The 26,057-nt window shown below is 51.2% G+C and carries 26 protein-coding genes, 1 pseudogene and 1 other annotated feature; of the genes and pseudogenes, 10 read left to right on the forward strand and 17 right to left on the reverse strand.

All coding sequences use genetic code 11. The annotated features are described in order from the left end of the window. Positions 1-305 precede the first annotated feature (305 nt). From FEK66_RS03740 to FEK66_RS26170, 4 genes and pseudogenes are all read left to right on the forward strand, one after another. Positions 306-710: a DUF2541 family protein gene (locus FEK66_RS03740; protein WP_130259604.1), complete on the forward strand. Its 405-nt coding sequence runs from the start codon at positions 306-308 to the stop codon at positions 708-710. A gap of 25 nt (positions 711-735) precedes the next feature. After that, the gene (msyB, locus tag FEK66_RS03745) at positions 736-1,449 is read left to right on the forward strand and encodes an acidic protein MsyB (RefSeq protein ID WP_130217496.1); all 714 of its coding nucleotides are present in this window, start codon (positions 736-738) and stop codon (positions 1,447-1,449) included. Between the two features lie 148 nt (positions 1,450-1,597). Beyond that, positions 1,598-2,164, forward strand: coding sequence for an acetate uptake transporter (gene satP, locus FEK66_RS03750; protein ID WP_064530367.1), 567 nt, complete (start codon positions 1,598-1,600; stop codon positions 2,162-2,164). 58 nt (positions 2,165-2,222) lie between these two features. Further along, positions 2,223-2,321 (forward strand): annotated as a pseudogene (locus tag FEK66_RS26170) (hypothetical protein); the annotation flags it as partial. 46 nt (positions 2,322-2,367) lie between these two features. On the opposite strand, the gene mog reads toward FEK66_RS26170, so the two are convergent. Continuing rightward, complete coding sequence (mog, locus tag FEK66_RS03755; protein WP_130204821.1) at positions 2,368-2,955, reverse strand: molybdopterin adenylyltransferase; 588 nt, start codon at positions 2,953-2,955, stop codon at positions 2,368-2,370. 114 nt (positions 2,956-3,069) lie between these two features. Next, complete coding sequence (tal, locus tag FEK66_RS03760; protein WP_000130187.1) at positions 3,070-4,023, reverse strand: transaldolase; 954 nt, start codon at positions 4,021-4,023, stop codon at positions 3,070-3,072. A 279-nt stretch (positions 4,024-4,302) separates the two neighbouring features. Here tal and FEK66_RS03765 point away from each other — a divergent pair, with 279 nt between their 5' ends. Together FEK66_RS03765 and yaaA are read left to right on the forward strand one after the other, a co-directional pair. Beyond that, positions 4,303-5,733, forward strand: a complete 1,431-nt coding sequence (locus tag FEK66_RS03765; protein ID WP_130204819.1) for a sodium:alanine symporter family protein — start codon at positions 4,303-4,305, stop codon at positions 5,731-5,733. 69 nt (positions 5,734-5,802) lie between these two features. Continuing rightward, positions 5,803-6,579, forward strand: coding sequence for a peroxide stress protein YaaA (gene yaaA / locus FEK66_RS03770; RefSeq protein WP_130204817.1), 777 nt, complete (start codon positions 5,803-5,805; stop codon positions 6,577-6,579). Between the two features lie 38 nt (positions 6,580-6,617). On the opposite strand, the gene FEK66_RS03775 is transcribed toward yaaA, so the two are convergent. From FEK66_RS03775 to yjjY, 7 genes are all read right to left on the reverse strand, one after another. Further along, entirely contained in the window at positions 6,618-6,932 is a 315-nt protein-coding gene (locus FEK66_RS03775) for a DUF2502 domain-containing protein (protein WP_130217502.1), read from the reverse strand. Positions 6,933-7,137: 205 nt separating this feature from the next. Continuing rightward, complete coding sequence (thrC, locus tag FEK66_RS03780) at positions 7,138-8,424, reverse strand: threonine synthase (protein ID WP_130259599.1); 1,287 nt, start codon at positions 8,422-8,424, stop codon at positions 7,138-7,140. Beyond that, positions 8,425-9,357 (reverse strand): homoserine kinase, encoded by a 933-nt coding sequence (gene thrB, locus FEK66_RS03785; RefSeq protein WP_131161271.1) that lies wholly within the window; start codon positions 9,355-9,357, stop codon positions 8,425-8,427. Position 9,358: 1 nt separating this feature from the next. Then, the gene (thrA, locus tag FEK66_RS03790; protein WP_131161272.1) at positions 9,359-11,821 is read right to left on the reverse strand and encodes a bifunctional aspartate kinase/homoserine dehydrogenase I; all 2,463 of its coding nucleotides are present in this window, start codon (positions 11,819-11,821) and stop codon (positions 9,359-9,361) included. A gap of 25 nt (positions 11,822-11,846) precedes the next feature. After that, positions 11,847-11,966: a sequence feature (Thr leader region), on the reverse strand. Further along, on the reverse strand, positions 11,902-11,967 hold the full coding sequence (gene thrL, locus FEK66_RS03795; protein WP_001386572.1) for a thr operon leader peptide: 66 nt from the start codon (positions 11,965-11,967) through the stop codon (positions 11,902-11,904). Its footprint overlaps the feature before it by 65 nt. Before the next feature lie 213 nt (positions 11,968-12,180). Next, on the reverse strand, positions 12,181-12,867 hold the full coding sequence (locus tag FEK66_RS03800) for a tRNA/rRNA methyltransferase (protein ID WP_130217510.1): 687 nt from the start codon (positions 12,865-12,867) through the stop codon (positions 12,181-12,183). A gap of 399 nt (positions 12,868-13,266) precedes the next feature. Further along, the gene (gene yjjY / locus FEK66_RS03805) at positions 13,267-13,407 is read right to left on the reverse strand and encodes a protein YjjY (RefSeq protein ID WP_057696375.1); all 141 of its coding nucleotides are present in this window, start codon (positions 13,405-13,407) and stop codon (positions 13,267-13,269) included. Between the two features lie 95 nt (positions 13,408-13,502). Here yjjY and arcA point away from each other — a divergent pair, with 95 nt between their 5' ends. Next, positions 13,503-14,219, forward strand: a complete 717-nt coding sequence (arcA, locus tag FEK66_RS03810) for a two-component system response regulator ArcA (protein WP_001194358.1) — start codon at positions 13,503-13,505, stop codon at positions 14,217-14,219. Between the two features lie 48 nt (positions 14,220-14,267). Here the strand turns inward: arcA and creD are convergent, their stop codons facing one another. From creD to creA, 4 genes are read right to left on the reverse strand one after another with little or no spacing between them, the layout of a single operon-like run. Next, entirely contained in the window at positions 14,268-15,620 is a 1,353-nt protein-coding gene (gene creD / locus FEK66_RS03815) for a cell envelope integrity protein CreD (protein WP_130259597.1), read from the reverse strand. Positions 15,621-15,677: 57 nt separating this feature from the next. After that, positions 15,678-17,102, reverse strand: coding sequence for a two-component system sensor histidine kinase CreC (gene creC / locus FEK66_RS03820; RefSeq protein WP_130204802.1), 1,425 nt, complete (start codon positions 17,100-17,102; stop codon positions 15,678-15,680). Then, positions 17,102-17,791, reverse strand: coding sequence for a two-component system response regulator CreB (gene creB, locus FEK66_RS03825; RefSeq protein ID WP_130259595.1), 690 nt, complete (start codon positions 17,789-17,791; stop codon positions 17,102-17,104). The genes creC and creB overlap by 1 nt, the downstream gene beginning before the upstream one ends. 12 nt (positions 17,792-17,803) lie before the next feature. Next, complete coding sequence (gene creA, locus FEK66_RS03830; RefSeq protein ID WP_000875488.1) at positions 17,804-18,277, reverse strand: protein CreA; 474 nt, start codon at positions 18,275-18,277, stop codon at positions 17,804-17,806. 210 nt (positions 18,278-18,487) lie between these two features. On the opposite strand from creA, the gene robA reads away from it, so the two are divergent. Further along, positions 18,488-19,357, forward strand: a complete 870-nt coding sequence (gene robA / locus FEK66_RS03835; protein WP_130204798.1) for an MDR efflux pump AcrAB transcriptional activator RobA — start codon at positions 18,488-18,490, stop codon at positions 19,355-19,357. Here robA and gpmB read toward each other — a convergent pair. Beyond that, positions 19,354-20,001 (reverse strand): 2,3-diphosphoglycerate-dependent phosphoglycerate mutase GpmB, encoded by a 648-nt coding sequence (gene gpmB / locus FEK66_RS03840; RefSeq protein WP_130259594.1) that lies wholly within the window; start codon positions 19,999-20,001, stop codon positions 19,354-19,356. The genes robA and gpmB overlap by 4 nt on opposite strands. 50 nt (positions 20,002-20,051) lie before the next feature. On the opposite strand from gpmB, the gene yjjX reads away from it, so the two are divergent. Continuing rightward, positions 20,052-20,573, forward strand: coding sequence for an inosine/xanthosine triphosphatase (gene yjjX / locus FEK66_RS03845; protein ID WP_135408859.1), 522 nt, complete (start codon positions 20,052-20,054; stop codon positions 20,571-20,573). An 84-nt stretch (positions 20,574-20,657) separates the two neighbouring features. On the opposite strand, the gene trpR is transcribed toward yjjX, so the two are convergent. Together trpR and sltY are read right to left on the reverse strand one after the other, a co-directional pair. Continuing rightward, complete coding sequence (gene trpR, locus FEK66_RS03850) at positions 20,658-20,984, reverse strand: trp operon repressor (RefSeq protein WP_064530383.1); 327 nt, start codon at positions 20,982-20,984, stop codon at positions 20,658-20,660. 89 nt (positions 20,985-21,073) lie between these two features. Continuing rightward, complete coding sequence (sltY, locus tag FEK66_RS03855; RefSeq protein ID WP_135408857.1) at positions 21,074-23,011, reverse strand: murein transglycosylase; 1,938 nt, start codon at positions 23,009-23,011, stop codon at positions 21,074-21,076. A gap of 335 nt (positions 23,012-23,346) precedes the next feature. Here sltY and ettA point away from each other — a divergent pair, with 335 nt between their 5' ends. Then, positions 23,347-25,014, forward strand: coding sequence for an energy-dependent translational throttle protein EttA (gene ettA / locus FEK66_RS03860; protein ID WP_000046754.1), 1,668 nt, complete (start codon positions 23,347-23,349; stop codon positions 25,012-25,014). A 153-nt stretch (positions 25,015-25,167) separates the two neighbouring features. Here the strand turns inward: ettA and FEK66_RS03865 are convergent, their stop codons facing one another. Beyond that, the gene (locus FEK66_RS03865; protein ID WP_000566334.1) at positions 25,168-26,055 is read right to left on the reverse strand and encodes a LysR substrate-binding domain-containing protein; all 888 of its coding nucleotides are present in this window, start codon (positions 26,053-26,055) and stop codon (positions 25,168-25,170) included. Positions 26,056-26,057 lie beyond the last annotated feature (2 nt).

Here is a 26,057-nt window from a genome sequence, read left to right on the forward strand (position 1 = left end):
CAACTGCCCAATTTCATTTTTTTGCAGACTCACTCACTGCGGTTGACTACTAAATGGGGTCGTAACCCACGTCATCAAGGGGGAGATGCAAAAATTTTTTGTGCTTTTGCGCAGAAATTTCGTGATATGCCGTAAGAAGACATGAAACAGACGGCAATTTCATTCATATAAAGAATGAATCCAACACAAGAGATTCACCAAAAAATTGTAATAAAAAGAAAAGATTACATACCTGAATCTTCTTTTCGCCAGCAGTAAACTAGTGGCTATTCATCCCCTACTGCTCCCCCGCTAAGAGAATCTTTATGAAATCCGTTTTTACGATTTCCGCCAGCCTGGTACTTAGCCTTATGCTGTGCTGCACGGCGCAAGCTAACGACCATAAAATCCTCGGCGTCATTGCGATGCCGCGTAACGAAACCAACGATCTGGCACTGAAACTCCCCGTTTGCCGCATCGTAAAACGTATCCAACTCACCGCCGACCACGGCGATTTACAGTTGAGCGGCGCGTCGGTTTATTTCAAAGCCGCCCGTAGCGCCAGTCAAAGCCTGAATGTTCCCGCCGAAATTAAAGAAGGGCAAACCACCAGCTGGATCAACATTAACAGCGATAACGACAACAAACGCTGCGTGTCAAAAATCACCTTTTCCGGTCATACAGTGAACTCGTCCGATATGGCCACGCTGAAAATTATCGGCGACGATTAACGCTTGAACAGAGAAGCCACAATAAATGAATGTTAATTACCTGAATGATTCAGATCTGGATTTTCTCCAGCATTGTAGTGAGGAGCAACTGACCAATTTCGCCCGTTTGCTCACCCATAACGAAAAAGGCAAAACTCGCCTCTCCAGCGTTCTGATGCGTAATGAACTGTTCAAATCGATGGAAGGGCATCCCGAGCAACATCGCCGCAACTGGCAGCTAATTGCCGGAGAATTACAGCATTTTGGCGGCGATAGTATCGCTAACAAACTTCGCGGACACGGTAAACTGTACCGGGCCATTTTGCTCGACGTCTCAAAACGGCTGAAGCTAAAAGCCGACAAAGAGATGTCTACGTTTGAAATTGAGCAACAATTACTGGAACAATTTCTGCGTAATACCTGGAAGAAAATGGACGAGGAACATAAGCAGGAATTTCTCAAGGCGGTCGATGCCAGAGTCAACGAGCTGGAAGAGCTATTACCGCTGCTGATGAAAGACAAATTATTGGCAAAAGGCGTGTCGCATCTGCTTTCCAGCCAGCTTACCCGCATTTTACGTACCCACGCAGCAATGAGCGTTCTCGGGCATGGCCTACTACGTGGTGCGGGGCTTGGTGGCCCGGTGGGCGCGGCATTAAACGGAGTTAAAGCCGTCAGCGGTAGCGCCTATCGCGTTACTATTCCGGCGGTCCTGCAAATTGCCTGCCTGCGTCGAATTGTCAGCGCCACTCAGGCCTAATCCCTCACATCGGGGAAAATTTTCATTTTCCCCTCAAAAGATCATGGACACTACTCCATTGGCTGATTATTATGCCGCGCCCTGAAAACACTACAGTTATTCAGGGAAATTATTTCACCATTCATTCAATGATGATTTTTGAGGAATTATGGGCAACACTAAGTTGGCTAATCCGGCACCGCTGGGCCTGATGGGCTTCGGCATGACCACCATTCTGCTTAACCTGCACAACGTGGGTTATTTCGCTCTGGACGGTATTATTCTCGCTATGGGCATCTTCTACGGCGGTATCGCGCAAATTTTTGCCGGTCTGCTGGAGTATAAAAAAGGCAACACTTTCGGTTTAACTGCCTTCACCTCTTACGGTTCTTTCTGGCTGACGCTGGTTGCGATTCTGCTGATGCCGAAACTGGGCCTGACCGATGCGCCAAATGCGCAGTTCCTTGGTGTCTACCTGGGTCTGTGGGGCGTGTTTACGCTGTTTATGTTCTTCGGCACGCTGAAAGGCGCACGCGTTCTGCAATTCGTATTCTTTAGCCTGACCGTGCTGTTTGCCCTGCTGGCGATCGGTAACATTGCCGGTAACGAAGCAATCATCCACTTCGCAGGCTGGATTGGCCTGATCTGCGGTGCCAGCGCAATTTATCTGGCAATGGGTGAAGTGCTGAACGAGCAGTTTGGTCGCACCGTTCTGCCGATTGGTGAGTCTCACTAATCGTTAAGATCCCCCCGCTCGAAGGGATAAGATTGTTAACAACGTGCGCTTTGTTTATGCCGGATGCGGCGTGAACGCCTTATCCGGCCTACAAAATCGTGCAAATTCAATATATTGCAGGAAACTCGTAGGCCTGATAAGCGTAGCGCATCAGGCAGTTTTGCGTTTGTCATCAGTCTCATCCCCCGCCTGGGGGGATTTTTTTATTCGCTAACTTCGCGTCTTGCACTCTTCGGTCTGAATGCTGCCACCACTTCCGGTGCAGTTTCAACGTATGGTCCTTCCAGCAACTGAATGCAGTACGGTACGCTGGCGAAAATGCCATGTACCACGACCTTACCCTCGGCATCCTTCACGCCTTCTAGTGTCTCTTTGATGGACTTCGGCTGACCGGGTAAGTTAAGGATCAGTGCCTGCTTACGAATCACCCCCACCTGGCGCGAAAGGATCGCAGTTGGTACAAAATGCAGGCTTATCTGGCGCATCTGTTCACCAAAGCCTGGCATCTCGCGGTCCGCTACTGCCAGCGTCGCATCGGGCGTTACGTCACGGCGCGCCGGGCCAGTACCGCCGGTTGTCAGCACCAGATGGCAACTCATTTCATCCACCAGCTCACACAACGTTTGCTCAATGATCGCCTGCTCATCGGGGATTAAGCGAGTTTCCAGTTCAAACGGCGTGGTTAGCGCCGATGTCAGCCATTCTTCCAGCGCAGGGATGCCTTTATCCTGATAAACGCCGCTGGACGCGCGATCAGAGATGGAAACTAAGCCGATACGTAAAGTATTCATCAAGATTTTTCCGTTTAAACAGTCTCGTTAAACAGAATGATACACTGCGAAGGGAGTGACAGACAGGCTTCAGAAGAGGTAGCGTGACCGACTTCCCGGTCACGCTAAGAATGATTACAGCAGATCGCCGATCATTTTTTCCAGTTTTTCCTGGTCAACAGCAAACTTACGGATACCTTCCGCCAGTTTATCAACTGCCATTGGGTCCTGGTTGTGCTGCCACAGGAACTCAGACTCGGTGATACGCGCCGGACGCGCTTTCACTTCACCAGTGTAAGACAGTTTACGTTCGATAGCCCCTTCGCTCTCAGCCAGCTCTTTCAACAGTGCCGGTGCGATGGTCAGACGGTCGCAGCCTGCCAGTTCCAGAATTTCGCCGATGTTACGGAAGCTTGCGCCCATAACCACGGTTTCATAACCGTGTTCTTTGTAGTACTGGTAGATTTCAGATACAGAAACGACACCCGGATCTTCTGCCGGAGCGTACTCTTTCTTATCGGTATTGGCTTTGTACCAGTCAAGAATACGGCCAACAAACGGAGAAATCAGGAACACGCCCGCTTCCGCACAAGCACGTGCCTGAGCGAAGGAGAACAGCAGAGTCAGGTTACAGTTGATACCTTCTTTTTCCAGCTGTTCTGCAGCACGGATACCCTGCCAGGTAGAAGCCAGTTTGATCAGAATACGATCGTTGCTAATACCTGCATCGTTGTAGAGCTTAATCAGGCGTTTTGCTTTCGCAATTGACGCTTCGGTGTCATAGGAAAGACGCGCATCAACTTCAGTTGAGATACGGCCCGGAACCAGTTTCAGGATTTCCAGACCAATATTTACTGCCAGTTTGTCGGTCGCGTCCACGATCTGCTGCGCGCGATCGTTGCTCTGCTGTTTCGCCCAGGCGACAGCATCATCAATCAACTTACGGTATTCCGGAATTTGCGCTGCGTTAAGAATGAGAGAAGGGTTGGTTGTGGCATCCTGCGGTTGATACAGCTTCATTGCCGCGATGTCCCCAGTGTCGGCCACTACGGTGGTGTACTGACGAAGGGAGGTCAATTTGTCCGTCATGATAGTATTTCTCTTTAAACAGCTTGTTAGGGGGATGTAACCGGTCTGCCCTGATGATATCACGACGTAACGACAGCGCAACCGCAGACAAAAGGGTTATCACCAGGCAAGACTGTTTCGGATTTCTGACATGGCGTTGATATCACCCGCCATTTTTAAACAAAACCTCATGTATGCTACACAGACGTTATCAACCAATGCACATCGTATATAATTCTTAATCAATTGGTAACGTTTACACAGGAATGTAACCGCGCGCCGGCGACAAGAGGGATACAAATGCCTGACTTTTTCTCTTTTATTAACAACGTACTATGGGGATCAGTGATGATCTACCTGCTCTTCGGCGCAGGCTGTTGGTTCACTTTTCGTTCTGGGTTCGTTCAATTTCGCTATATTCGTCAGTTTGGCAAAAGTCTTAAAAATAGCATTCATCCGCAACGAGGCGGTTTAACTTCTTTTCAATCATTGTGTACCAGTCTCGCCGCGCGCGTCGGCAGCGGCAACCTAGCAGGCGTTGCGCTGGCTATCACCGCCGGTGGACCGGGTGCTGTTTTCTGGATGTGGGTTGCCGCGTTTATTGGCATGGCGACCTCTTTTGCTGAATGTTCCCTTGCCCAGCTTTATAAAGAACGTGACGTCAATGGGCAGTTTCGCGGCGGACCGGCATGGTATATGGCGCGTGGGTTAGGGATGCGCTGGATGGGCGTTCTGTTCGCCGTCTTTTTGCTCATCGCCTACGGACTGATTTTCAGCGGTGTTCAGGCAAATGCTGTCGCTCGCGCGATGAGTTTTGCATTTGATTTCCCTCCGTTAGTAACGGGTGTCATTCTCGCCATTTTTACCTTGTTGGCGATAACTCACGGCATTCATGGCGTCGCCCGGTTAATGCAATGGTTTGTCCCTATTATGGCGTTAATCTGGGTACTCGCCAGCCTGGTCATTTGCGCAATGAATATCGGGCAACTTCCACACGTTATTTGGTCTATTTTTGAAAGCGCCTTTGGCTGGCAGGAAGCGGCAGGCGGCGCGGCGGGTTATACCCTGAGTCAGGCGATTACTAACGGCTTTCAGCGCAGTATGTTTTCCAATGAGGCGGGGATGGGATCAACACCGAACGCAGCGGCGGCGGCGGCATCATGGCCACCGCATCCGGCAGCGCAAGGTATTGTCCAGATGATCGGCATCTTTATCGACACGATGGTGATTTGTACGGCAAGCGCCATGCTGATATTGCTGGCTGGTAACGGCACCACCTATTTGCCACTGGAAGGTATCCAACTCATTCAGAAAGCGATGCGTGTATTAATGGGTTCCTGGGGGGCAGAATTTGTCACGATAGTAGTGATTCTATTTGCCTTCAGCTCGATCGTCGCCAACTACATTTATGCCGAAAATAATCTCTTCTTTTTACGGCTGAACAACCGGAAAGCTATCTGGAGTCTGCGTATCTGTATCTTTGTTACAGTCATTGGCGGCACCCTACTGAGCCTTCCGATGATGTGGCAACTGGCCGATATTATTATGGCCTGCATGGCAATCACCAATTTGACAGCGATTTTGCTGCTTTCCCCTGTGGTGCATATCATTGCCAGCGATTATCTGCGCCAGCGTAAACTCGGCGTACGTCCGGTGTTTGATCCGCTGCGCTACCCGGATATCAGTCAGCAACTGTCCCCTGACGCGTGGGATGATTTGTCGCAGGAGTAATCACAACTATCGATCAACTCATCCACTTTTTTTGCTACAGTCGCAGTAAATTTCCTGCAAGGACTGGATATGTTGATTCTGATTTCACCTGCTAAAACACTTGATTATCAAAGCCCTTTGGCCACCACACGCTACACGCTGCCGGAGCTGTTAGACAACTCCCAACAGCTTATCCATGAAGCGCGAAAACTAACGGCACCGCAGATTGGCAAACTGATGAAAATCAGTGACAAGCTGGCCGATCTCAACGCTACCCGCTTTCATGACTGGCAGCCAGATTTCACGCCAGAGAATGCCCGGCAGGCAATTCTGGCATTTAAAGGCGATGTCTATACCGGCTTGCAAGCCGAAACCTTTAGTGAAGAAGATTTTGCTTTTGCCCAGCAGCATTTACGTATGCTTTCCGGTTTGTACGGCGTACTGCGCCCGCTCGATTTAATGCAGCCATACCGTCTGGAGATGGGGATCCGTCTTGAGAATGCGCGGGGTAAAGACCTGTACCAGTTCTGGGGGGATGTGATCACCAACAAGCTAAACGAAGCGCTCGAAGCACAAGGCGATCAGGTGGTGATTAACCTGGCGTCAGATGAGTATTTTAAATCAGTGAAACCGAAGAAATTAAATGCCGAGATAATCAAGCCGGTATTCCTCGATGAGAAGAACGGCAAGTTTAAGGTCATCAGCTTCCATGCTAAAAAAGCGCGTGGCCTGATGAGTCGGTTTATCATTAAAAATCGCCTGACCAAGCCAGAGCAACTGACAGGTTTTAACAGTGAAGGTTACTTCTTCGATGAAGCCTCTTCCAGCAATGGCGAACTGGTGTTTAAACGCTACGAACTGCGTTAAGTTTGCGGTAAATGCCGGAGGTCATCCGGCATTTATATTTAGCGGTGATGTCTGCCAGGCCCCGGATAATGATCATCCCGGTGATCATGACGATGATCGTCACGATGATCGCGATGATTATTATAGTGCGGCTGCAGTCCGTATGGGTGCCAGCGATTGCCTCGCCATTCATAATTTCTGTGCCACCAGTCGTGGTCACGCCAGTAACCGCCATCCCAGTAGAAACCGCGATAATCACGATCGCCAATCTGTAACTTTACTGATGGCACCAGCATTATTTCCTCAGCCTGCGCTGCCATAGGAGCAACCAGAATCAGGGAAAATGCGAGTAAGAGAGATTGCATCTTTTTCACAGGTGACTCCTTATTATCATTGCCAGTTATGGGCCGATATAAGGAGCTTACGGTAAAAGAATCCTCGTTGTCATTATCCAATCTAAGTCACCGCATTTATTGAAAATTTCTCCTTTTTTTCTGTCGATTTTTCTCATATTTTCTCCACAAAAAAGCCGAGCTGTATAAACACAAGCCCGGCTATTTTTTCGGAATTTAATAGATATTAATTATGATTCATCATGAGTTTGCGCAGCGCAGCAAAATCGGCAGGCAAACTATGTGAAAGTAAGGGTAAATCAGCACGTTCTGCCAGCTCTTTTGGCAGTTCCAGCGTTTCACCAAGAATCACTTCCACGCTCTCTTTAAACTTCGCCGGGTGCGCGGTGCCGAGGAACAGACCATATTCTCCCGGATGAAGCTGGTCACGCAGCGCACGGTAAGCCACGGCAGCATGCGGTTCCGAGGTATAGCCCAGTGCTTTTAACTCACGCATTGTCTGTCGGGTGGTTTCATCATCCACCGCCGCATAACCCAGCTCCTTCAGTTGCCAGATTTTACGGCGGAACAACTCTTCCACTCGCGGCCAGTTGTTTGGCTGGCTGACATCCATCGCATTGGATAATGTCGCCTGGGTAGCTTTAGGCACCCAGTGCCCGTCGTGCAGGAAACGCGGCACCGTATCGTTAACGTTAGTGGCAGCAATAAAACGTTTCACCGGCAGACCGAGTGATTTCGCCAGCAATCCTGCCGTCAAATCGCCGAAGTTTCCGCTCGGCACTGAAACAACTAGCTGGTTACGCGCTTCCTGCGGCAACTGCGCCACGGCTTCAAAGTAATAGCAAATCTGCGCCAGCAAACGACTGATGTTAATAGAGTTAGCAGAGTTCAGTCCCAACGCCACTTTTAGTTCTTCATCATCGAATGCCTGTTTAACAAGAGCCTGGCAGGCATCAAAATCGCCGTCGATGGCGACGGTTTCAATATTGCCACCCAGCGTACAGAACAGTTTTTCTTGCAGTGGACTGATTTTGCCGTGCGGGTAAAGGATGACCACTTTAACGTTCGGTAAACCGTAGAAAGCGTGAGCCACTGCCGCTCCGGTGTCGCCGGAAGTCGCAGTCAGAATAGTCACTGGCTTATCGCCCGCAATATGGGTCAGCATTTGCGCCATAAAGCGACCGCCGAAATCTTTAAATGCCAGCGTTGGCCCGTGGAACAACTCCAGACAACCGACGTCATTTTCAACTTTGGCAACCGGAGCCGGGAAAGCGAATGCCGCGCGCACGCGCTCTTCCAGAACTTCCTGTGGGATCTCATCACCAATAAACGCCGAGAGGATCTTCGCGCTGCGAGTGACGAAATCCAGTTTCAGCATCTCATCAATTTCGGTCAGGCTGAATTCCGGTAGCTCATGAGGGAAAAACAACCCCTGATTTTTGCCCAATCCCTGCGTTACGGCTTGCGCAAAACTGACCTGCTCATTGTGATCTTTCAGATTGTAGAGTTTCATTTAGTTTTCCAGTACTCGTGCGCCCGCCGTATCCAGCCGGCAAATATGAACAAAACCTTCCTGATTTTGCAGGTAATTCTTACCTAACCAGTCGGCAACTCGCTGGGCGGTATCCTGTTTATCGCACAGGGCGAACAAGGTCGGCCCCGAGCCAGAGATACCGCTCGCTAGCGCACCGATTTCCGCGACCGCCTGTCGTGCCTGTCTGAAACCTGGCAGTAAACGCTCACGATACGGCTCGGCGATAACATCTTTCATCAGCTTTGCGGCCAGATCAGGCTGGCGGGAATAGCAGGCATGAATGAAGCCCGCCAGGTGTCGCCCGTGAGCAATGCAATCCTGGCGGCGATACTGCGCCGGTAAAATAGCCCGTGCTTCTGCCGTCGAGACTTTAATCCCCGGATACGCTAACACCCATAACCACTCATCAAATCCTGGTACCTGCTGGCTGATGATGCCGTTTTCTTCGATCATCAACTGCATGCCGCCAAGAAAACACGGTGCTACGTTGTCGTAATGAATGCTGCCGGAGATACGCCCTTCCAGTTCGCCCATCAAGGCCAGCAGGCGGGTATCATTGAGCGGCTTACCACAGTGTTCATTCATCGCCACCAGCGCCGCGACCACCGAACAGGCGCTGGAACCTAAGCCAGAACCGATCGGCATATTCTTTTCCAGGGTCATCGCCACCGGAATTTGCTTACCCACTTCCTGGCAAAAACGCTCCCAGCACTGATAAACGATATTTTCCTGCGGTTCTGACGGCAGCTTGCCTGCAAACCGTCCAAGATTGTTGAGACTGAAGCGCTCTGCTGACTCAACCGTCACTACATCTCCCAGCAAGGAACCATCAACAGGCACCACCGCCGCCCCGAGCACATCAAACCCGACGCTCATATTGGCACTGGAAGCCGGAGCATAAACCTTAACCATTTTAGACTCCTAACTTCCATGAGAGGGTGCGCAGCAGATCGGCAAAGACACCGGCAGCTGTAACGTCATTACCCGCACCGTATCCGCGCAGGACCAGCGGCAGTGGCTGATAATAGTGGCTATAGAAGGCCAATGCGTTTTCGCCGTTTTTCACTTTGAACAGCGGATCGTTGCCATCCACTTCAGCAATCTTCACGCGGCAGACGCCATCTTCATCAATATTGCCAACATAGCGCAAAACTTTTCCTTCATCACGGGCCTTCGCTACGCGCGCGGCAAAGAGATCGTCGAGCTGTGACAGATTCGCCATAAAAGTCGCAACATCGCCTTCCGCGTTAAACTCTGAGGGCAGCACAGATTCGATTTCGATATCCGCCAGTTCCAGTGATCGTCCTGTTTCACGAGCGAGAATCAACAGCTTGCGCGCCACATCCATACCAGAAAGATCATCACGCGGGTCCGGTTCGGTATAGCCCATTTCTCTTGCCAGCGTGGTGGCCTCGGAGAAGCTCATCCCTTCGTCTAACTTACCGAAGATGAAAGAAAGCGAACCAGAAAGAATGCCAGAGAACTTCATCAATTCATCACCCGCGTTGAGCAGGTTTTGCAAGTTCTCAATGACCGGCAACCCCGCACCGACGTTGGTGTCATAAAGGAATTTACGCCGTGATTTTTCCGCCGCGTAACGCAGCTGATGGTAGTAATCCATCGACGAGGTGTTGGCCTTTTTGTTCGGGGTCACCACATGGAAACCTTCGCGCAGGAAGTCGGCATATTGATCCGCCACCGCCTGGCTGGAAGTGCAATCGACAATCACCGGATTCAGCAAATGATATTCTTTCACCAGGCGAATTAAGCGCCCAAGGTTGAACGGCTCTTTGGCCTGCGCCAGTTCTTCCTGCCAGTTATCCAGGTTAAGGCCATGCACATTAGTCAGCAGCGCCTTCGAGTTAGCAACGCCGCAAACGCGTAAATCGATGTGTTTGTTCTTCAGCCAGCTTTGCTGACGCTTCAGTTGCTCCAGCAGCGCACCGCCAACGCCACCGACGCCAATCACAAACACTTCGATAACCTGATCGGTATTGAACAGCATCTGGTGGGTAACGCGTACGCCAGTGGTCGCATCATCGTTATTTACCACGACAGAGATTGAGCGTTCAGAAGACCCTTGAGCAATGGCGACAATGTTGATATTGGCGCGGGCCAGCGCAGCAAAGAATTTCGCCGAGATCCCACGTAAGGTGCGCATACCATCGCCCACCACCGAGATAATGGCCAGCCGTTCAGTGACCGCCAGCGGCTCCAGCAAACCTTCTTTCAGTTCCAGGTAGAACTCTTCCTGCATCGCGCGTTCAGCACGCGCACAGTCGCTTTGTGGTACGCAGAAACTGATACTGTATTCGGAAGATGATTGCGTAATCAGCACCACTGAAATGCGGGCGCGTGACATTGCCGCAAAGACGCGCGCCGCCATGCCGACCATTCCTTTCATCCCCGGACCAGAAACGCTGAACATTGCCATGTTATTCAGATTGGAAATGCCCTTGACCGGTAATTCGTCCTCATCACGGCTGGCGCCAATGAGCGTACCTGGTGCTTGAGGATTTCCGGTATTTTTAATCAGGCAAGGGATCTGGAACTGAGCGATAGGGGTAATGGTGCGAGGGTGAAGAACTTTAGCGCCGAAGTAGGAAAGCTCCATCGCTTCCTGGTACGACATCGACTTCAACAGCCTCGCATCGGGCACCTGACGCGGGTCGCAGGTATAGACACCGTCGACATCCGTCCAGATCTCGCAACAATCGGCGCGTAAACAGGCGGCCAGTACCGCGGCGGAGTAGTCAGAACCGTTACGTCCCAGCACCACCAGCTCACCTTTTTCGTTACCCGCAGTGAAACCAGCCATCAGCACCATATGGTCAGCCGGAATGCGGCTTGCCGCAATACGTCGGGTGGACTCAGCAATATCGACCGTAGATTCGAGGTAATGACCGATTGCCAGCAGCTTTTCGACCGGATCGATAACGGTAACGTTGTGGCCACGCGCTTCCAGTACCCCGGCCATAATGGCGATCGACATTTTTTCACCACGGCAAATCAGCGCGGCGTTGATGCTGTCCGGGCATTGCCCCAACAAGCTAATGCCATGCAGGACATGTTTGATTTGGGCAAATTCTTGATCAACGAACGCTTTCAATTGCGCCAGTGGAAATCCCGGTTGGGCGGCGGCGAGTCCCGTCAGAAGTTCGGCAAAAATACGTTCGGCATCGCTGATATTGGGTAAAGCATCCTGACCGCTAATGGTTTTTTCTATCATTGCGACCAGATGGTTGGTAATTTTGGCGGGGGCAGAGAGGACGGTGGCCACCTGCCCCTGCCTGGCATTGCTCTCCAGAATATCGGCAACCCGCAGAAAACGTTCTGCATTTGCCACTGATGTACCGCCGAACTTCAACACTCGCATGGTTGTTACCTCGTTACCTTTGGTCGAAAAAAAAGCCCGCACTGTCAGGTGCGGGCTTTTTTCTGTGTTTCCTGTACGCGTCAGCCCGCACCGTTACCTGTGGTAATGGTGATGGTGGTGGTAATGGTGGTGCTGATGCGTTTCATGGATGTTGTGTACTCTGTAATTTTTATCTGTCTGTGCGCTATGCCTATATTGGTTAAAGTATTTAGTGACCTAAGTCAATAAAATTTTAATTTGCTCACGGCAGGTTACCAGTTCATAGAGTGCTGGTAGATGCTCTTTTTTTAATCCACACAGAGACATATTGCCCATTGCAGTCAGAATAAAAATCTGAAAACGCTCTTCCTTGTCGTTTTTTATTTGGTGATATTTTTTTCAATATCATGCAATAAACGATGCAACATGGCCGTGTCTCGTTGCTCCAACAGCCCGATGCGTTGTTGTAACCAGTCGACCAGTTTGGTGTCATCTGCCACCGCCAGAGTCGTTAACAATGACATGGCACGTTCACGTAAAGCCTGCAGTTGAAATGGGTCCGCCGTTGCGGCAGATTCCACCGGTTGTTGTATTAATGTTGCTAATTGATAGCAATAGACCATCACCGCCTGTCCCAAATTCAGTGATGGATAATCCGCCACCATTGGCACGCCGGTGAGGACATCAGCAAGCGCCAACTCTTCGTTAGTCAAGCCGGAATCTTCGCGACCAAAGACCAGCGCCGCGTGGTTCATCCATGTCGATTTTTCCTCCAGTAGCGGCACCAGTTCTATCGGCGTGGCGTAGTAATGGTATTTCGCCCGACTGCGCGCAGTGGTGGCAACGGTAAAATCAACGTCGTGTAGCGATTCAGCCAGCGTTGGAAAAACTTTAATATTATCAATAATATCACCAGAACCATGTGCCACCCAGCGGGTAGCTGGTTCCAGGTGTGCCTGGCTATCGACAATGCGCAGCTCGCTAAATCCCATTGTTTTCATCGCCCGGGCCGCTGCACCAATATTTTCAGCTCTGGCAGGTGCTACCAGAATGATCGTTATACGCATGTTGCCACTCTTCTTGATCAAATAACCGCGCACAGGGTGATGAATGTCAACTTATTACGCGGAGAGAATTTACAAATTCGTAACGTAAGTCGCAGAAAAAGCCCTTCACTTAACTTAAAAAAAGCTAAACTATTTCTTGACTATACTAACGGTGCAATTGTTAAAAATTGCTACATATCTTTCTGTTTACTTAGGATAATTTTATAAAAAATAAATCTCGACAATTGGATTCACCACGTTTATTAGTTGTATAAGGCAACTAGTTGTATTATTAAAATAATGTGACGAAAGCTAGCATTTAGATACGATGATTTCATCAAACTGTTAACGTGCTACAATTGAACTTGATATATGTCAACGAAGCGTAGTTTTATTGGGTGTCCGGCACGTCTTAGCCTGTTATGTTGCTGTTAAAATGGTTAGGATGGCAGCCGTTTTTGACACTGTCGGGTCCTGAGGGAAAGTACCCACGACCAAGCTAATGATGTTGTTGACGTTGATGGAAAGTGCATCAAGAACGCAATTACGTACTTTAGTCATGTTACGCCGATCATGTTAATTTGCAGCATGCATCAGGCAGGTCAGGGACTTTTGTACTTCCTGTTTCGATTTAGTTGGCAATTTAGGTAGCAAACATGCAGACCCCGCACATTCTTATCGTTGAAGACGAGTTGGTAACACGCAACACGTTGAAAAGTATTTTCGAAGCGGAAGGCTATGATGTTTTCGAAGCGACAGATGGCGCGGAAATGCATCAGATCCTCTCTGAATATGACATCAACCTGGTGATCATGGATATCAATCTGCCGGGTAAGAACGGTCTTCTGTTAGCGCGTGAACTGCGTGAGCAGGCAAATGTTGCGTTGATGTTCCTGACTGGCCGTGACAACGAAGTCGATAAAATTCTCGGCCTCGAAATTGGCGCAGATGACTACATCACCAAACCGTTCAACCCGCGTGAACTGACTATCCGTGCGCGCAACCTGCTGTCTCGTACCATGAATCTGGGTACTGTCAGCGAAGAACGTCGTAGCGTTGAAAGCTACAAGTTCAATGGTTGGGAACTGGACATCAACAGCCGTTCATTGATCGGCCCTGATGGCGAGCAGTACAAACTGCCGCGTAGCGAGTTCCGCGCCATGCTTCACTTCTGTGAAAACCCAGGCAAAATTCAGTCTCGTGCTGAACTGCTGAAGAAAATGACCGGCCGTGAGCTGAAACCGCACGACCGTACTGTAGACGTGACGATCCGTCGTATTCGTAAACACTTCGAATCTACGCCGGATACGCCGGAAATCATCGCCACCATTCACGGTGAAGGTTATCGCTTCTGCGGTGATCTGGAAGATTAATCGGCTTTACCTCCGTCAAAAAAAACGGCGCTTTTTAGCGCCGTTTTTTTATTTCCAGATACGTAACTCATCGTCCGTTGTGACTTCTTTACTGGTTTTCATTTTTGGCAGTGAAAATGCATACCAGTCGATATTCCGCGTCACAAACATCATGCCTGCCAGCGCCACCACCAGCACACTGGTTCCCAACAACAGTGCGCTATCGGCAGAGTTGAGCAGTCCCCACATCACACCATCCAGCAACAACAGCGCGAGGGTAAACAACATGCTATTGCGCCAACCTTTTAATACCGCCTGCAAGTAAATACCGTTCATTAATGCCCCTATCAAGCTGGCAATTACCCATGCCACGGTAAAACCGGTGTGTTCAGAAAGCGCCAGCAAGAGCAAATAAAACATCACCAATGACAGCCCCACCAGCAAATATTGCATCGGGTGCAAACGTTGCGCGGTGAGCGTTTCAAAAACAAAGAAGGCCATAAAAGTCAGGGCAATCAGCAAAATAGCGTACTTAGTCGCCCGGTCCGTTAATTGATACTGATCGGCAGGCGTAGTGACTGCGACGCTAAACGCCGGGAAGTTTTCCCAGCCGGTATCATTGCCTGAAGCAAAACGCTCACCGAGATTATTGGCAAACCAGCTACTTTGCCATTGCGCCTGAAAACCGGATGCACTTATTTCTCGTTTCGCTGGCAAAAAATCACCTAAAAAACTGGGATGCGGCCAGTTGCTGGTTAAGGTCATTTCGCTATTACGCCCGGCAGGCACCACAGAAAGATCGCCGGTACCGCTTAAATTCAGTGCCATATTCAGCTTCAGGTTCTGCTTCCGCCAGTCCCCTTCAGGTAAAGGGATATGCACGCCCTGCCCGCCTTGCTCTAACCCGGTACCGGGTTCAATGGTCAGCGCTGTTCCGTTAACTTCAGGCGCTTTCACCACGCCAATACCACGCGCATCCCCGACGCTAATCACAATAAATGGCTTGCCTAAGGTGATATTTGGCGCGTCGAGTTCGTTAAGACGCGAAACATCGAAATCGGCTTTTAGCGTTAAATCACTGTGCCAGACCTGACCGGTATAAATTCCAATCTTGCGTTCTTCCACATTCTGATTACCATCAACCATCAACGACTCAGGTAACCAGAAATGGATAAAACTTCGTTTCCGCTCCACGGTTTTATCCTCTTCCTGCACCGTATAAAGCTCGGTCACAGGAATAGCGATGAGCGGCCCAACGAGTTTTTGCGGCCCGCTGGTACTTTGGCGAATCGCATCTTCCACATCGCTACGGTAATCGGCACGTTCGACAATCACCTGCCGAATCAGCATTATCGGAATCAACAACAGCAATACTGCACCAAACAGGGTGGTCATTTTCCAGAACAGGGGGGATTTCAACATAGTCTTCTCCTTTGCAATGGCGACAGGATATGAAGGCTATGTGGGAAGAATTTGAAGTTATGTGAAGTGACGGTGAAGTCGAAGCGAGGCCAATACGCCGCCTTCCGGCACGTTGCGCAACGTGACTTCGCCATTAAGCAAACGGGCAACTTCACTGACAAACGCCAGCCCCAGACCACTGCTTTTTTGCCCATTCGCACGCGGCAAAGAGTAGAAACGCTCAAAAATACGTGACAGCGCGTAGTCAGGAATACCGCTGCCGGTATCCTGCACGTTAAGCGTAACGTGTTCCTGCTCCACCCCAGCGCTAAGCGTTATGCGGCCATTCTCGGGAGTAAAATCGATAGCATTATCCAGTAAATTCCCCAGTGCCTGTTCCAGCAACGCAGGTTCAGCAGCAACGTTAACCTCGGTGGGCATAACATTAAGAGTGATATTCTTTTCTGCCAACTGCACGGTGCGCGCTTCGCTGACGCGGCGAAATAAAGCCGCCACAGCAACCGCAGAAAGAACGACCTCCTGGCGATTCTCCAGTCTTGCCTGGCGTAATAGCGTTTCCACCAGCGCCTGCATTCGCGCATTTTGCGTCAGAATATTGTCGGTAAAACGGGCTACCACTTCCGGTGGCGGACCTTCGCGTAAAATTTCCGCCGCGCCACGAATTGCCGCCAGCGGACTTTTCAACTCATGAGTTAACGCGTAGACATACTGCTCAATATAGTTTTTCCCTTCCAGCTTCACGCGCATACTTTCCAGCGCCTGCGCTAACTTACGCAGCTCGCTACTGCCGAGTTCAGGAAGCGGAACGGGCTTATTGTCGGTAACGGAATCAGCATAACGAGTGAGTCGGGCAATGGAGTGGTTGATCCACCAAACCATTCCTGCGCCGATTACCAGCGCAATTCCCAGCAAAATGGCGCTCGCCCATAAAATTCGCCGCTCGCTGCGTTTAATCACCGGCGCCATCGCCGCGTTCGGTTTGCCTACGCTCAAAACGCCAACCAGCCGCGTGCCGTCCATAATAGGTGCGGCAACATACATCACAGAACTTTCGGGATCGGCAGGATTTTGCAACGTACTGCGCGCACCATACTGACCACGCAACGTTAGCCATACGTCATTCCAGCGCGAATAATCCTGCCCGACGGCTTTATTGGCCGAATCAAACAATACTTTGCCCTGCGCATCAGTCATATAGACATGATATTCATTGCGCACTTTGTTGATGCCGCTGATATTGGCGCGAAACGGGCGATTTTGTAGCTGGTTAAATGCCTGCGCCAACTGCCCATGCGTTGGGTCACCAGAGAGCAAATCGGCACGCGCCAGCTCCGCCAGCAACGTTGCCGTATCGATCAACGTCCCTTCCGTCGCCCTTCGCACGCCCGGTTTAACTTCTTTGACAAAAATAGCCAGTACGAACCAGGCGGCTACCGCCACCAGTAAAAAATACCCCAGCAACAGCCGCATGCCGATACGCATTACAGGCTCCTCAGGCTGTATCCCATGCCGCGATGGGTATTGATCGGCGAAAGCTCGGGATTAATAGCGCGCAGTTTGGCACGCAGCGTTTTAATGTGAGTATCGACAGTGCGATCGTAGGTGTCCTGCGCATCTTCCCAGACGCTATCCATCAGTTGCTGACGGGACCAGACGCGGCCCGGCGACTTGAGTAACGTTTTCAGCAACAAAAACTCATACCGTGTTAGCGTTAACGGCGTGTCAAACCAGCTGATCTGCGCCGCGGGTTCATTCAATTCAAAATGACCAATACGGATGACGGGAGACGGCGTTGAGAACTTCTTCACCCGACGCAGTAAAGTGCGCACTCTGGCGCACACTTCGCGGGGTGAAAACGGTTTAGCCACGTAGTCGTCAGCGCCAATTTCCAGTCCAAGCAGGCGATCCACCTCTTCACTACGGGCTGTCAGGAACAGTACAGGTAGCGCCGGATGGATCACCAGCAACTGACGGCACAATTCAAAGCCGCTGATATCCGGCAGACCTACATCGAGAATAATGACGTCGGGAATCTGCTGGCGTGCTTTATCCAGCACCGGCAAGCCTCGCTCAAAGACCTCGACGGCAAAACCTTCCTGCTGCAACATGTAGACCAGCGTGTCGGCTATCCCTTGCTCGTCTTCCACTAACCAGACCGTTTCCCGTTGCATATATCGCCTCTGTTATTGCCGCCACGGCATGACAGGCACCGCGCTAATCGCGTTTTTCGGTGACCCATCAACAACTTTGTCGGAGTAGGCCAGGTAAGCGAGCGCGTTGCGTTTGGCGTCATAGAAGCGTACGACCTGTAACGACTTAAAGACCAGCGACGTACGTTTTTTGAATACCACTTCGCCCTGAGCTTTGCCGTTTTTAATGCGCTCTGACAGTTCAATTGGCCCGACTTGCTGGCAGGAAATAGCCGCATCGGAAGTATCTTCCGCCAGGCCCAATCCCCCTTTAATACCGCCGGTTTTTGCCCGACTCACATAACAGGTGACATTTTTCACATCGGGATCGTCAAAGGCTTCTACGACAATTTTGTGATCCGGGCCGATCATTTTAAATACGGTATCGACCGAACCAATTTCTTCCGCATGTGCCAATGGCCCCAGCATTATCAGGCTTAAAGACAGGATCAAATGCTTGTATTTCATATTGTTACCATTTTTATAAGTTACACAGAGCAATTAGTTCGTCACGGTAAATAACATATTGATTAAGAACAAAATCTCAACACTTTTATTTCCGTCAAGACCTAAAACATACTCTGCTAAGAAAAAAACACTGAATGCTAAAACAGCAAAAAATGCTATTATCCAATTACCTGATGTCAGGTGCTCGTTGTGAAAGGATGAGGATATTTTATGGATCAGGCCGGCATTATTCGCGACCTTTTAATCTGGTTGGAAGGTCATCTGGATCAGCCACTGTCGCTCGACAATGTAGCGGCGAAAGCAGGTTATTCCAAGTGGCACTTACAGAGAATGTTTAAAGATGTCACTGGCCATGCTATTGGCGCGTATATTCGTGCTCGTCGTTTGTCGAAATCGGCGGTTGCACTACGCCTGACCGCGCGCCCAATTCTGGATATTGCGCTGCAATACCGCTTCGACTCTCAACAGACATTTACTCGTGCATTCAAGAAGCAGTTTGCCCAGACTCCCGCACTTTACCGCCGTTCTCCTGAATGGAGCGCCTTTGGTATTCGCCCACCGCTGCGTCTGGGTGAATTCACCATGCCAGAGCACAAATTTGTCACGCTGGAAGACACGCCGCTGATTGGCGTAACTCAGAGTTACTCCTGTTCACTGGAGCAAATCTCTGATTTCCGCCATGAAATGCGTTATCAGTTCTGGCACGATTTTCTCGGTAATGCGCCGACTATTCCGCCAGTACTTTACGGCCTGAATGAAACGCGTCCAAGCCAGGATAAAGACGACGAGCAAGAGGTGTTCTACACGACTGCGTTGGCTCAGGAGCAAGCAGACGGCTATGTACTGACGGGGCATCCGGTGCTGTTGCAGGGCGGCGAATATGTGATGTTTACCTATGAAGGTCTGGGAACCGGCGTACAGGAATTTATCCTGACGGTGTACGGAACCTGTATGCCGATGCTGAACCTGACGCGCCGTAAAGGTCAGGATATTGAGCGATACTATCCGGCAGAAGATGCCAAAGCGGGAGATCGCCCAATTAATCTGCGCTGCGAACTGCTGATTCCAGTACGTCGTTAACGCTGCAGCTCGTCTAATGCAGGGGCGTCCAGATGCGAGATATCCCCTGCGGTTTCAACGACCCAACCAGACGCCAGCCACAGGCTTTCCTGATAATCCACGCGCGAAATAGAACAGTTACGCAGACGTAAGCGGCGTTCTGCCCATGCAGGTAGGCCCAGAATAGTACTCACCAGGCATCCCAGCGCGATACCGTGGCTCACCAGTAGCGGTCGACTTCCCTGCGGCAAATCCCGACAAGATTCCAGTGCAGCATGGACGCGCTCGCTCAGTTCCTGCATTGACTCGCCTTCAGGAATACGCCCGTCAACAGTGCCATTTACCAGTTGGCGACGCCAGTTCTCTTCTTCTTCGGTCAGAGAGTCGATATGTCTTTTTTCCAGCACGCCCATATTTAATTCACGCAGGCGGGAATCAAAGATTATGTCACAGCCGCAAGCCTGAGCGATGATTTCCGCCGTGCGCCGGGTGCGACCTAAATCGCTACTGATGATATGTGTGATTCCAAGCTCTTTGGCACGTGCCGCCACCTGCATTGCTTGTTGCTCACCTTTGGCAGTCAGTGGGCTATCAGACTGACCCTGAATACGTCGCTCGGCGTTCCACTGCGTTTCACCGTGGCGGACTAGGTATACCTGTAACATGCTTTTTTTCCGTATACTGCTGTAACGTTAATTTTTGAGTAATCCTGATTATGCACCATGTTGTCTGTGCGACCACCAATCCCGCTAAAATTCAGGCCATTCTGCAGGCATTTCACGAGATCTTCGGCGAAGGATCCTGCCACATTGAGTCCGTTGCCGTCGAGAGCGGCGTACCGGAACAACCCTTTGGCAGTGAGGAAACGCGCGCTGGCGCACGAAATCGGGTAGAAAATGCCCGCCGTTTACATCCAGAGGCCGATTTTTGGGTGGCGATTGAAGCGGGCATTGATGGTGACAGCACCTTCAGTTGGGTGGTCATTGAAAACGCCAGCCAGCGCGGCGAGGCGCGTTCGGCTACTTTGCCGTTGCCTGCGGTGATTCTGGAGAAAGTGCGTGAAGGCGAGGCGCTCGGCCCCGTGATGTCGCGTTATACCGGTATTGATGAGATTGGTCGTAAGGAAGGAGCCATCGGCGTGTTTACCGCCGGGAAACTCACTCGCGCCAGCGTTTATCATCAGGCGGTGATTCTGGCGCTAAGTCCGTTTCATAATGCCGTGTATCAGCCATTGTAAACCGGATAAGGCGTTCACGCCGCATCCGGCATTCGGTACACAATGCCTGATGCGACGCTGACGCGTCTTATCTGGCCTACAAAATCAATCGCTTTTCAGCAACACGTCTTCCAGCCACTGGCGCAGCTCGACGGGGGCGGCTTTCAGACTGTTAGATCCACGCGTAATGGTCGCGATGCCGGCGCCGAGTTCATTTTTTAACTCGCGCTGGCTCATTTCACCACGCAGCAACTCTTCGACGATACGCACGCGAGTCCCCAATGCTTCGCGCTCATCTGGCGTCAGCATCAGATTTAACAACGGTAAATGGAGATCGTTTTCGTAGGCATTCTTAAGCAGGTCGACAAAACGTAACCACTCCTGGTGACGCTGTTCTGCCATCGCTGCTGAATAGGGTGATTGTTGGGCCATAATATGTCGCCATTGTTAGCGGGGGAAGCAAAATGCCTCCCCCGGTTGTACTCGCTAAAGAGTACGATAGCATATCATAAAGGTTCAAATCAGTAACGACGTCCCCATTCCGTAGCGCTCAAAAGCGTGGGCTTATCGCCCATGAAATAGCGATAGTACGCGTCATAAGCCAGCACATTTTTCACATAACCGCGCGTCTCGGAAAACGGAATACTCTCGACAAACGCCACCGCGTCGATACGCCCGGCGCTGTTACCAAGCCACGTGCGCACCCGCCCTGGACCGGCGTTATAAGCTGCCGAGGAGAAAATGCGGTTATTGCCAAATTGCTGATAAACATATTGCAGGTAACTGGTGCCAATGTTGATGTTCGTTTCCGGATCCAGCAATTGCCCAGGGCTGCTATAACCAGGAATAGAGAACATCTTCACCGTCTGAGTCGCCGTACCGGGCATAATCTGCATCAGGCCGCTGGCTCCTACCGGTGATTTCACTTTCGGATTCCAGGCGCTCTCCTGACGGGCAATCGCCATTGCATAGCTTTGTGGGATATCTTTGCCGTTGGTGTAACGTTCGAAGAGATCGTTGTAGGCCAGGGGGAATCGTTCTTCCAGATGATCCCACAATTTCCCGGCGATCGTCGCCTGAACACTGAGATCCCACCAGTGATTATTAAAGGCATAGCGTGCCAATTGCGCCTGCTCTGTTTTTGACTTGCTCTTCACCAGATTGGCCCACTCGCTACGTGCGGTGTTATCCATATTCCAGTACATCAACTCGCGCACGCGCGCCATCTCCGGCCCCTGGATCAGGACGCTGTCAACGTTCTGCGGCGCTTTATCAATCTTTAGTTGATACTCTTCGCCAATACGTTGCGCAGCGACCATCGGGTAAAATCCACGCTGTTGCATGAGTTGATGCAAAATCTCTTTTGCTTCAGCTTCACGCCCGCGTTCCAGCAGTATATCCGCCTGCCAGTAGCGCCATTCATCTTTATCTTTCGCCTCTATTGGCAGACGCGCCAGCCAGGTATTCAGACCACGGCGATCGCCAGTGCCAAGCGCCATCCGCACGCGGCGTTCAATTAACGACGTGGATTGCGAACGCATAATCGCGTCATCACGCCATTTCGCCTGTTCGTCGGTAACATCGTTGCCCATCAGACGCCAGGCGACGATATCACGCAGCTCCTGAATCTGATCCTCATTAAGCTGCTGTGCCTGGGCAAGTGAAGGGATCATCAGTCGTGCGTTTTCAGCATCCTGACGCGCCACGCTGGCAAATGCCACCGCCGCCATCTGACGGGTAAAATCGGTCGCGCCGGTGGAACGCGCGAAGGTCAGCACAGTATTAGGATCATTCGCCAACGAAATAATTGCCGAAGCAATAGTCTGGTAATCGGCAGGCATTTGCCCTGCCAGCACCGTCACCAGCCCGGTATTGCCTGCTTTCATCGCAAGGCGGATACGCTCTAAATAAGCCAGGGGTTCTTGTTTGCCGGACGCTCGCCAGACGCTAAATAACTTGTCACAAGCGTTAGGCTGGCTCTTTCCGGTTAGCCACAGCTCTTTCGCCCCCTGCCAGGCTTCTTCACTCTGCCCGGTGTTCCATTTTGCATAGTAGTAATTACACTGGGCTTCGGTTGTGCCTGGCTTTTCCGGGCTAAAGGCTAACAAGCCACGCCAGTCTTCACGCCGCGCCAGTTCATTGACGAAACGAGATTGCAGCGTGCGAGCGGGAGGAAGCGTGGGGTTAGCGCGAACAAAGTTAGTGACCGTCACCGCCGGTTGATTCATCAGGTCATCGGTGATCTGGCGATATTCCAGGTAGGGGTATAACGGGTAATCCTTCAGGGATGGCATCATTTGTTCGACCACATCCATTTGTCGGTTATCCCAGGCCTGCTTGATTTGCGCGTAACGGCTACGCTGCTCATCCAGTGAGTCGGCTCGCGCCACGCTGCTGACCGTCAGCAGACAGACACCGGCAGCCAACAGCCGCCAGGTAACTTGTTTGGCTTTTTCCACAAGCGCACCCTCTAAGTGTAAATACATCAATGCAGCATCATGCCGCGTAATAGATTTATGCTAACCAGTCATTGCCGTTTACGCCACGTTACGGACACTTTTTTACTTTTATACTCTAAATAATTCGAGTTGCAGGAAGGCGATAAGTGAGTGAGTCCCCAGGAGCTTACAGAAGTAAGTGACTGGGGTGAGCGAGCGTAAGCGCAGCACATGCAACTTGAAGTATGACGAGTATACTGCGAAGGTGATCGACCAACTGGGATTAGGCGGGGAAAAAGGCTACACTTCGGCTTTGAAAACTCATCATCATGATAAACATAGAGGCGAAGTCCAACGTGGCTCAATTCGTTTATACCATGCATCGTGTCGGCAAAGTTGTTCCGCCGAAACGTCATATTTTGAAAAACATCTCTCTGAGTTTCTTCCCTGGGGCAAAAATTGGTGTCCTGGGCCTGAACGGCGCCGGTAAGTCCACCCTGCTGCGCATTATGGCGGGCATTGATAAAGACATCGAAGGTGAAGCGCGTCCGCAGCCAGACATCAAGATTGGTTACCTGCCGCAGGAACCGCAGCTCAACCCGGAACACACCGTACGTGAGTCCATTGAAGAAGCCGTTTCTGAAGTGGTTAACGCCCTGAAACGTCTGGATGAAGTGTATGCGCTGTATGCCGATCCGGATGCCGATTTTGACAAGCTGGCCGCTGAACAGGGCCGTCTGGAAGAGATCATTCAGGCTCACGACGGTCATAACCTGAACGTACAGCTGGAGCGTGCGGCGGATGCGCTGCGTCTGCCGGACTGGGACGCGAAAATCGCTAACCTCTCCGGTGGTGAGCGTCGTCGCGTGGCGTTGTGCCGTCTGCTGCTGGAAAAACCAGACATGCTGCTGCTCGACGAACCGACCAACCACCTGGATGCCGAATCCGTGGCCTGGCTGGAACGCTTCCTGCACGACTTCGAAGGCACCGTTGTGGCGATTACTCACGACCGTTACTTCCTCGATAACGTTGCAGGCTGGATCCTCGAACTTGACCGCGGTGAAGGTATTCCGTGGGAAGGCAACTACTCCTCCTGGCTGGAGCAAAAAGATCAGCGTCTGGCGCAGGAAGCTTCTCAAGAAGCGGCGCGTCGTAAGTCGATCGAGAAAGAGCTGGAGTGGGTACGTCAGGGAACTAAAGGCCGTCAGTCGAAAGGTAAAGCACGTCTGGCACGCTTTGAAGAGCTGAACAGCACCGAATATCAGAAACGTAACGAAACCAACGAACTGTTTATTCCACCTGGACCGCGTCTGGGCGATAAAGTGCTGGAAGTCAGCAACCTGCGTAAATCCTACGGCGATCGCCTGCTGATTGACTCCCTGAGCTTCTCGATCCCGAAAGGGGCAATCGTCGGGATCATCGGTCCGAACGGCGCGGGTAAATCGACCCTGTTCCGTATGATCTCCGGTCAGGAACAGCCGGACAGCGGCACCATCACTTTAGGTGAAACGGTGAAACTGGCGTCTGTTGATCAGTTCCGTGACTCAATGGATAACAGCAAAACCGTTTGGGAAGAAGTTTCCGGCGGGCTGGATATCATGAAGATCGGCAACACCGAGATGCCAAGCCGTGCCTACGTTGGCCGCTTTAACTTTAAAGGGGTTGATCAGGGTAAACGCGTTGGTGAACTTTCCGGTGGTGAGCGCGGTCGTCTGCATCTGGCGAAGCTGCTGCAGGTTGGCGGCAACATGCTGCTGCTCGACGAACCAACCAACGACCTGGATATCGAAACCCTGCGCGCGCTGGAAAACGCCCTGCTGGAGTTCCCGGGCTGCGCGATGGTTATCTCGCACGACCGTTGGTTCCTCGACCGTATCGCCACGCACATTCTGGATTACCAGGATGAGGGTAAAGTTGAGTTCTTCGAAGGTAACTTTACCGAGTACGAAGAGTACAAGAAACGCACGCTGGGCGCAGACGCGCTGGAGCCGAAGCGTATCAAGTACAAGCGTATTGCGAAGTAATGCGTAAAATGCCGGGTGCGGCGCGCCAGCATCGCATCCGGCATTAGTTAAATGATGAGTCCCCGAAAAGGCAGAATTCTCTTTAAGTGTATTAGCTCAGATGCGGACTGACATCTCAACTCAAGCGGGAACTCATGGTTCCCGCTTAACGTTTTATTCACCGCGCAGAATCTGGCGGAAATGGGAAACCAGCGGACGTTGGTTGGCTTTATGCCAGGCTGCCCATAATTGCGTTGAATAATTCATCCACGGCAATTCACGTAATACCACCCCTTCCGGCGCATTATGACGCAGACTATGTTGAATTAAGGCCAGACCTAATCCCGCAGCGACCAGACCTAATGCCGTGAGGGGTTCACCCGCTTCCAGGCGAATATCAGGATTAAACCCGGCGTTAACACAGGCGGCGACAAAATGATCGCGAGAATGCGCATCGTCGTTATGAATCACCGCAATCCACTGCTCATCGCCAAGTTGTGACGCAACAAGATTTTCCTCCTGCGCCAGAGGATGATTTTGCGGTAAGGCCAACAACATTCGATCATCCAGAACCTGAATATATTCCAGATCCTGCTCGCTGTCGGTGGGCGGCGTATCGACCAGAGAAAAATCGAGACTGCGCTGGCGCAGGCCTTCAATCTGGGTAGCCGGTGGTTGGCTGTAAAGAGCGATATGCACATTCGGACGCGATACACGTAACGTACGTAACGCCGTAGAAAGTACACCGGAATGCATGGCGTTTTCGATATAGCCAATACACAAGCCCCCATCTTCCCCCCGTCCCAGGCGTTTGCCTAACGACTCCAGGCGGTTGGCGTGTGTCAGCAACGAACGTGTTTCGGCAAGGAATGTCTGTCCATCAGCGGTCAGGCGAATGCGCTGCTGATTACGCTCAAACAGCGTCAGCCCCAGTCGTTCTTCCAGTTGTGCAATCTGGCGGCTCAGCGGCGATTGCGAGATATGTAATCGCTCGGCTGCGCGTCCCACGTGCTCTTCTTCTGCGACCACCACGAAGTACTTCAGTTGGCGTAAATCAATCATGT

The sequence above is a fragment of the Escherichia sp. E1130 genome, from assembly GCF_005781065.1.
Taxonomy (GTDB): Bacteria; Pseudomonadota; Gammaproteobacteria; order Enterobacterales; family Enterobacteriaceae; genus Escherichia.

What these genes read in the sequence shown, in the direction of transcription:
- arcA (WP_001194358.1), top strand. Translation starts at nt 13,503, where the DNA reads ATGCAGACCCCGCACATTCTTATCGTTGAAGACGAGTTGGTAACACGC.
- creC (WP_130204802.1), bottom strand. Translation starts at nt 17,102, where the DNA reads ATGCGTATCGGCATGCGGCTGTTGCTGGGGTATTTTTTACTGGTGGCG.
- FEK66_RS03865 (WP_000566334.1), bottom strand. Translation starts at nt 26,055, where the DNA reads ATGATTGATTTACGCCAACTGAAGTACTTCGTGGTGGTCGCAGAAGAA.
- creD (WP_130259597.1), bottom strand. Translation starts at nt 15,620, where the DNA reads ATGTTGAAATCCCCCCTGTTCTGGAAAATGACCACCCTGTTTGGTGCA.
- mog (WP_130204821.1), bottom strand. Translation starts at nt 2,955, where the DNA reads ATGAATACTTTACGTATCGGCTTAGTTTCCATCTCTGATCGCGCGTCC.
- satP (WP_064530367.1), top strand. Translation starts at nt 1,598, where the DNA reads ATGGGCAACACTAAGTTGGCTAATCCGGCACCGCTGGGCCTGATGGGC.
- tal (WP_000130187.1), bottom strand. Translation starts at nt 4,023, where the DNA reads ATGACGGACAAATTGACCTCCCTTCGTCAGTACACCACCGTAGTGGCC.
- yaaA (WP_130204817.1), top strand. Translation starts at nt 5,803, where the DNA reads ATGTTGATTCTGATTTCACCTGCTAAAACACTTGATTATCAAAGCCCT.
- robA (WP_130204798.1), top strand. Translation starts at nt 18,488, where the DNA reads ATGGATCAGGCCGGCATTATTCGCGACCTTTTAATCTGGTTGGAAGGT.
- yjjY (WP_057696375.1), bottom strand. Translation starts at nt 13,407, where the DNA reads ATGACTAAAGTACGTAATTGCGTTCTTGATGCACTTTCCATCAACGTC.
- msyB (WP_130217496.1), top strand. Translation starts at nt 736, where the DNA reads ATGAATGTTAATTACCTGAATGATTCAGATCTGGATTTTCTCCAGCAT.
- thrA (WP_131161272.1), bottom strand. Translation starts at nt 11,821, where the DNA reads ATGCGAGTGTTGAAGTTCGGCGGTACATCAGTGGCAAATGCAGAACGT.
- creA (WP_000875488.1), bottom strand. Translation starts at nt 18,277, where the DNA reads ATGAAATACAAGCATTTGATCCTGTCTTTAAGCCTGATAATGCTGGGG.
- FEK66_RS03740 (WP_130259604.1), top strand. Translation starts at nt 306, where the DNA reads ATGAAATCCGTTTTTACGATTTCCGCCAGCCTGGTACTTAGCCTTATG.
- thrB (WP_131161271.1), bottom strand. Translation starts at nt 9,357, where the DNA reads ATGGTTAAGGTTTATGCTCCGGCTTCCAGTGCCAATATGAGCGTCGGG.
- gpmB (WP_130259594.1), bottom strand. Translation starts at nt 20,001, where the DNA reads ATGTTACAGGTATACCTAGTCCGCCACGGTGAAACGCAGTGGAACGCC.
- yjjX (WP_135408859.1), top strand. Translation starts at nt 20,052, where the DNA reads ATGCACCATGTTGTCTGTGCGACCACCAATCCCGCTAAAATTCAGGCC.
- creB (WP_130259595.1), bottom strand. Translation starts at nt 17,791, where the DNA reads ATGCAACGGGAAACGGTCTGGTTAGTGGAAGACGAGCAAGGGATAGCC.
- FEK66_RS03765 (WP_130204819.1), top strand. Translation starts at nt 4,303, where the DNA reads ATGCCTGACTTTTTCTCTTTTATTAACAACGTACTATGGGGATCAGTG.
- FEK66_RS03800 (WP_130217510.1), bottom strand. Translation starts at nt 12,867, where the DNA reads ATGCGTATAACGATCATTCTGGTAGCACCTGCCAGAGCTGAAAATATT.
- trpR (WP_064530383.1), bottom strand. Translation starts at nt 20,984, where the DNA reads ATGGCCCAACAATCACCCTATTCAGCAGCGATGGCAGAACAGCGTCAC.
- thrC (WP_130259599.1), bottom strand. Translation starts at nt 8,424, where the DNA reads ATGAAACTCTACAATCTGAAAGATCACAATGAGCAGGTCAGTTTTGCG.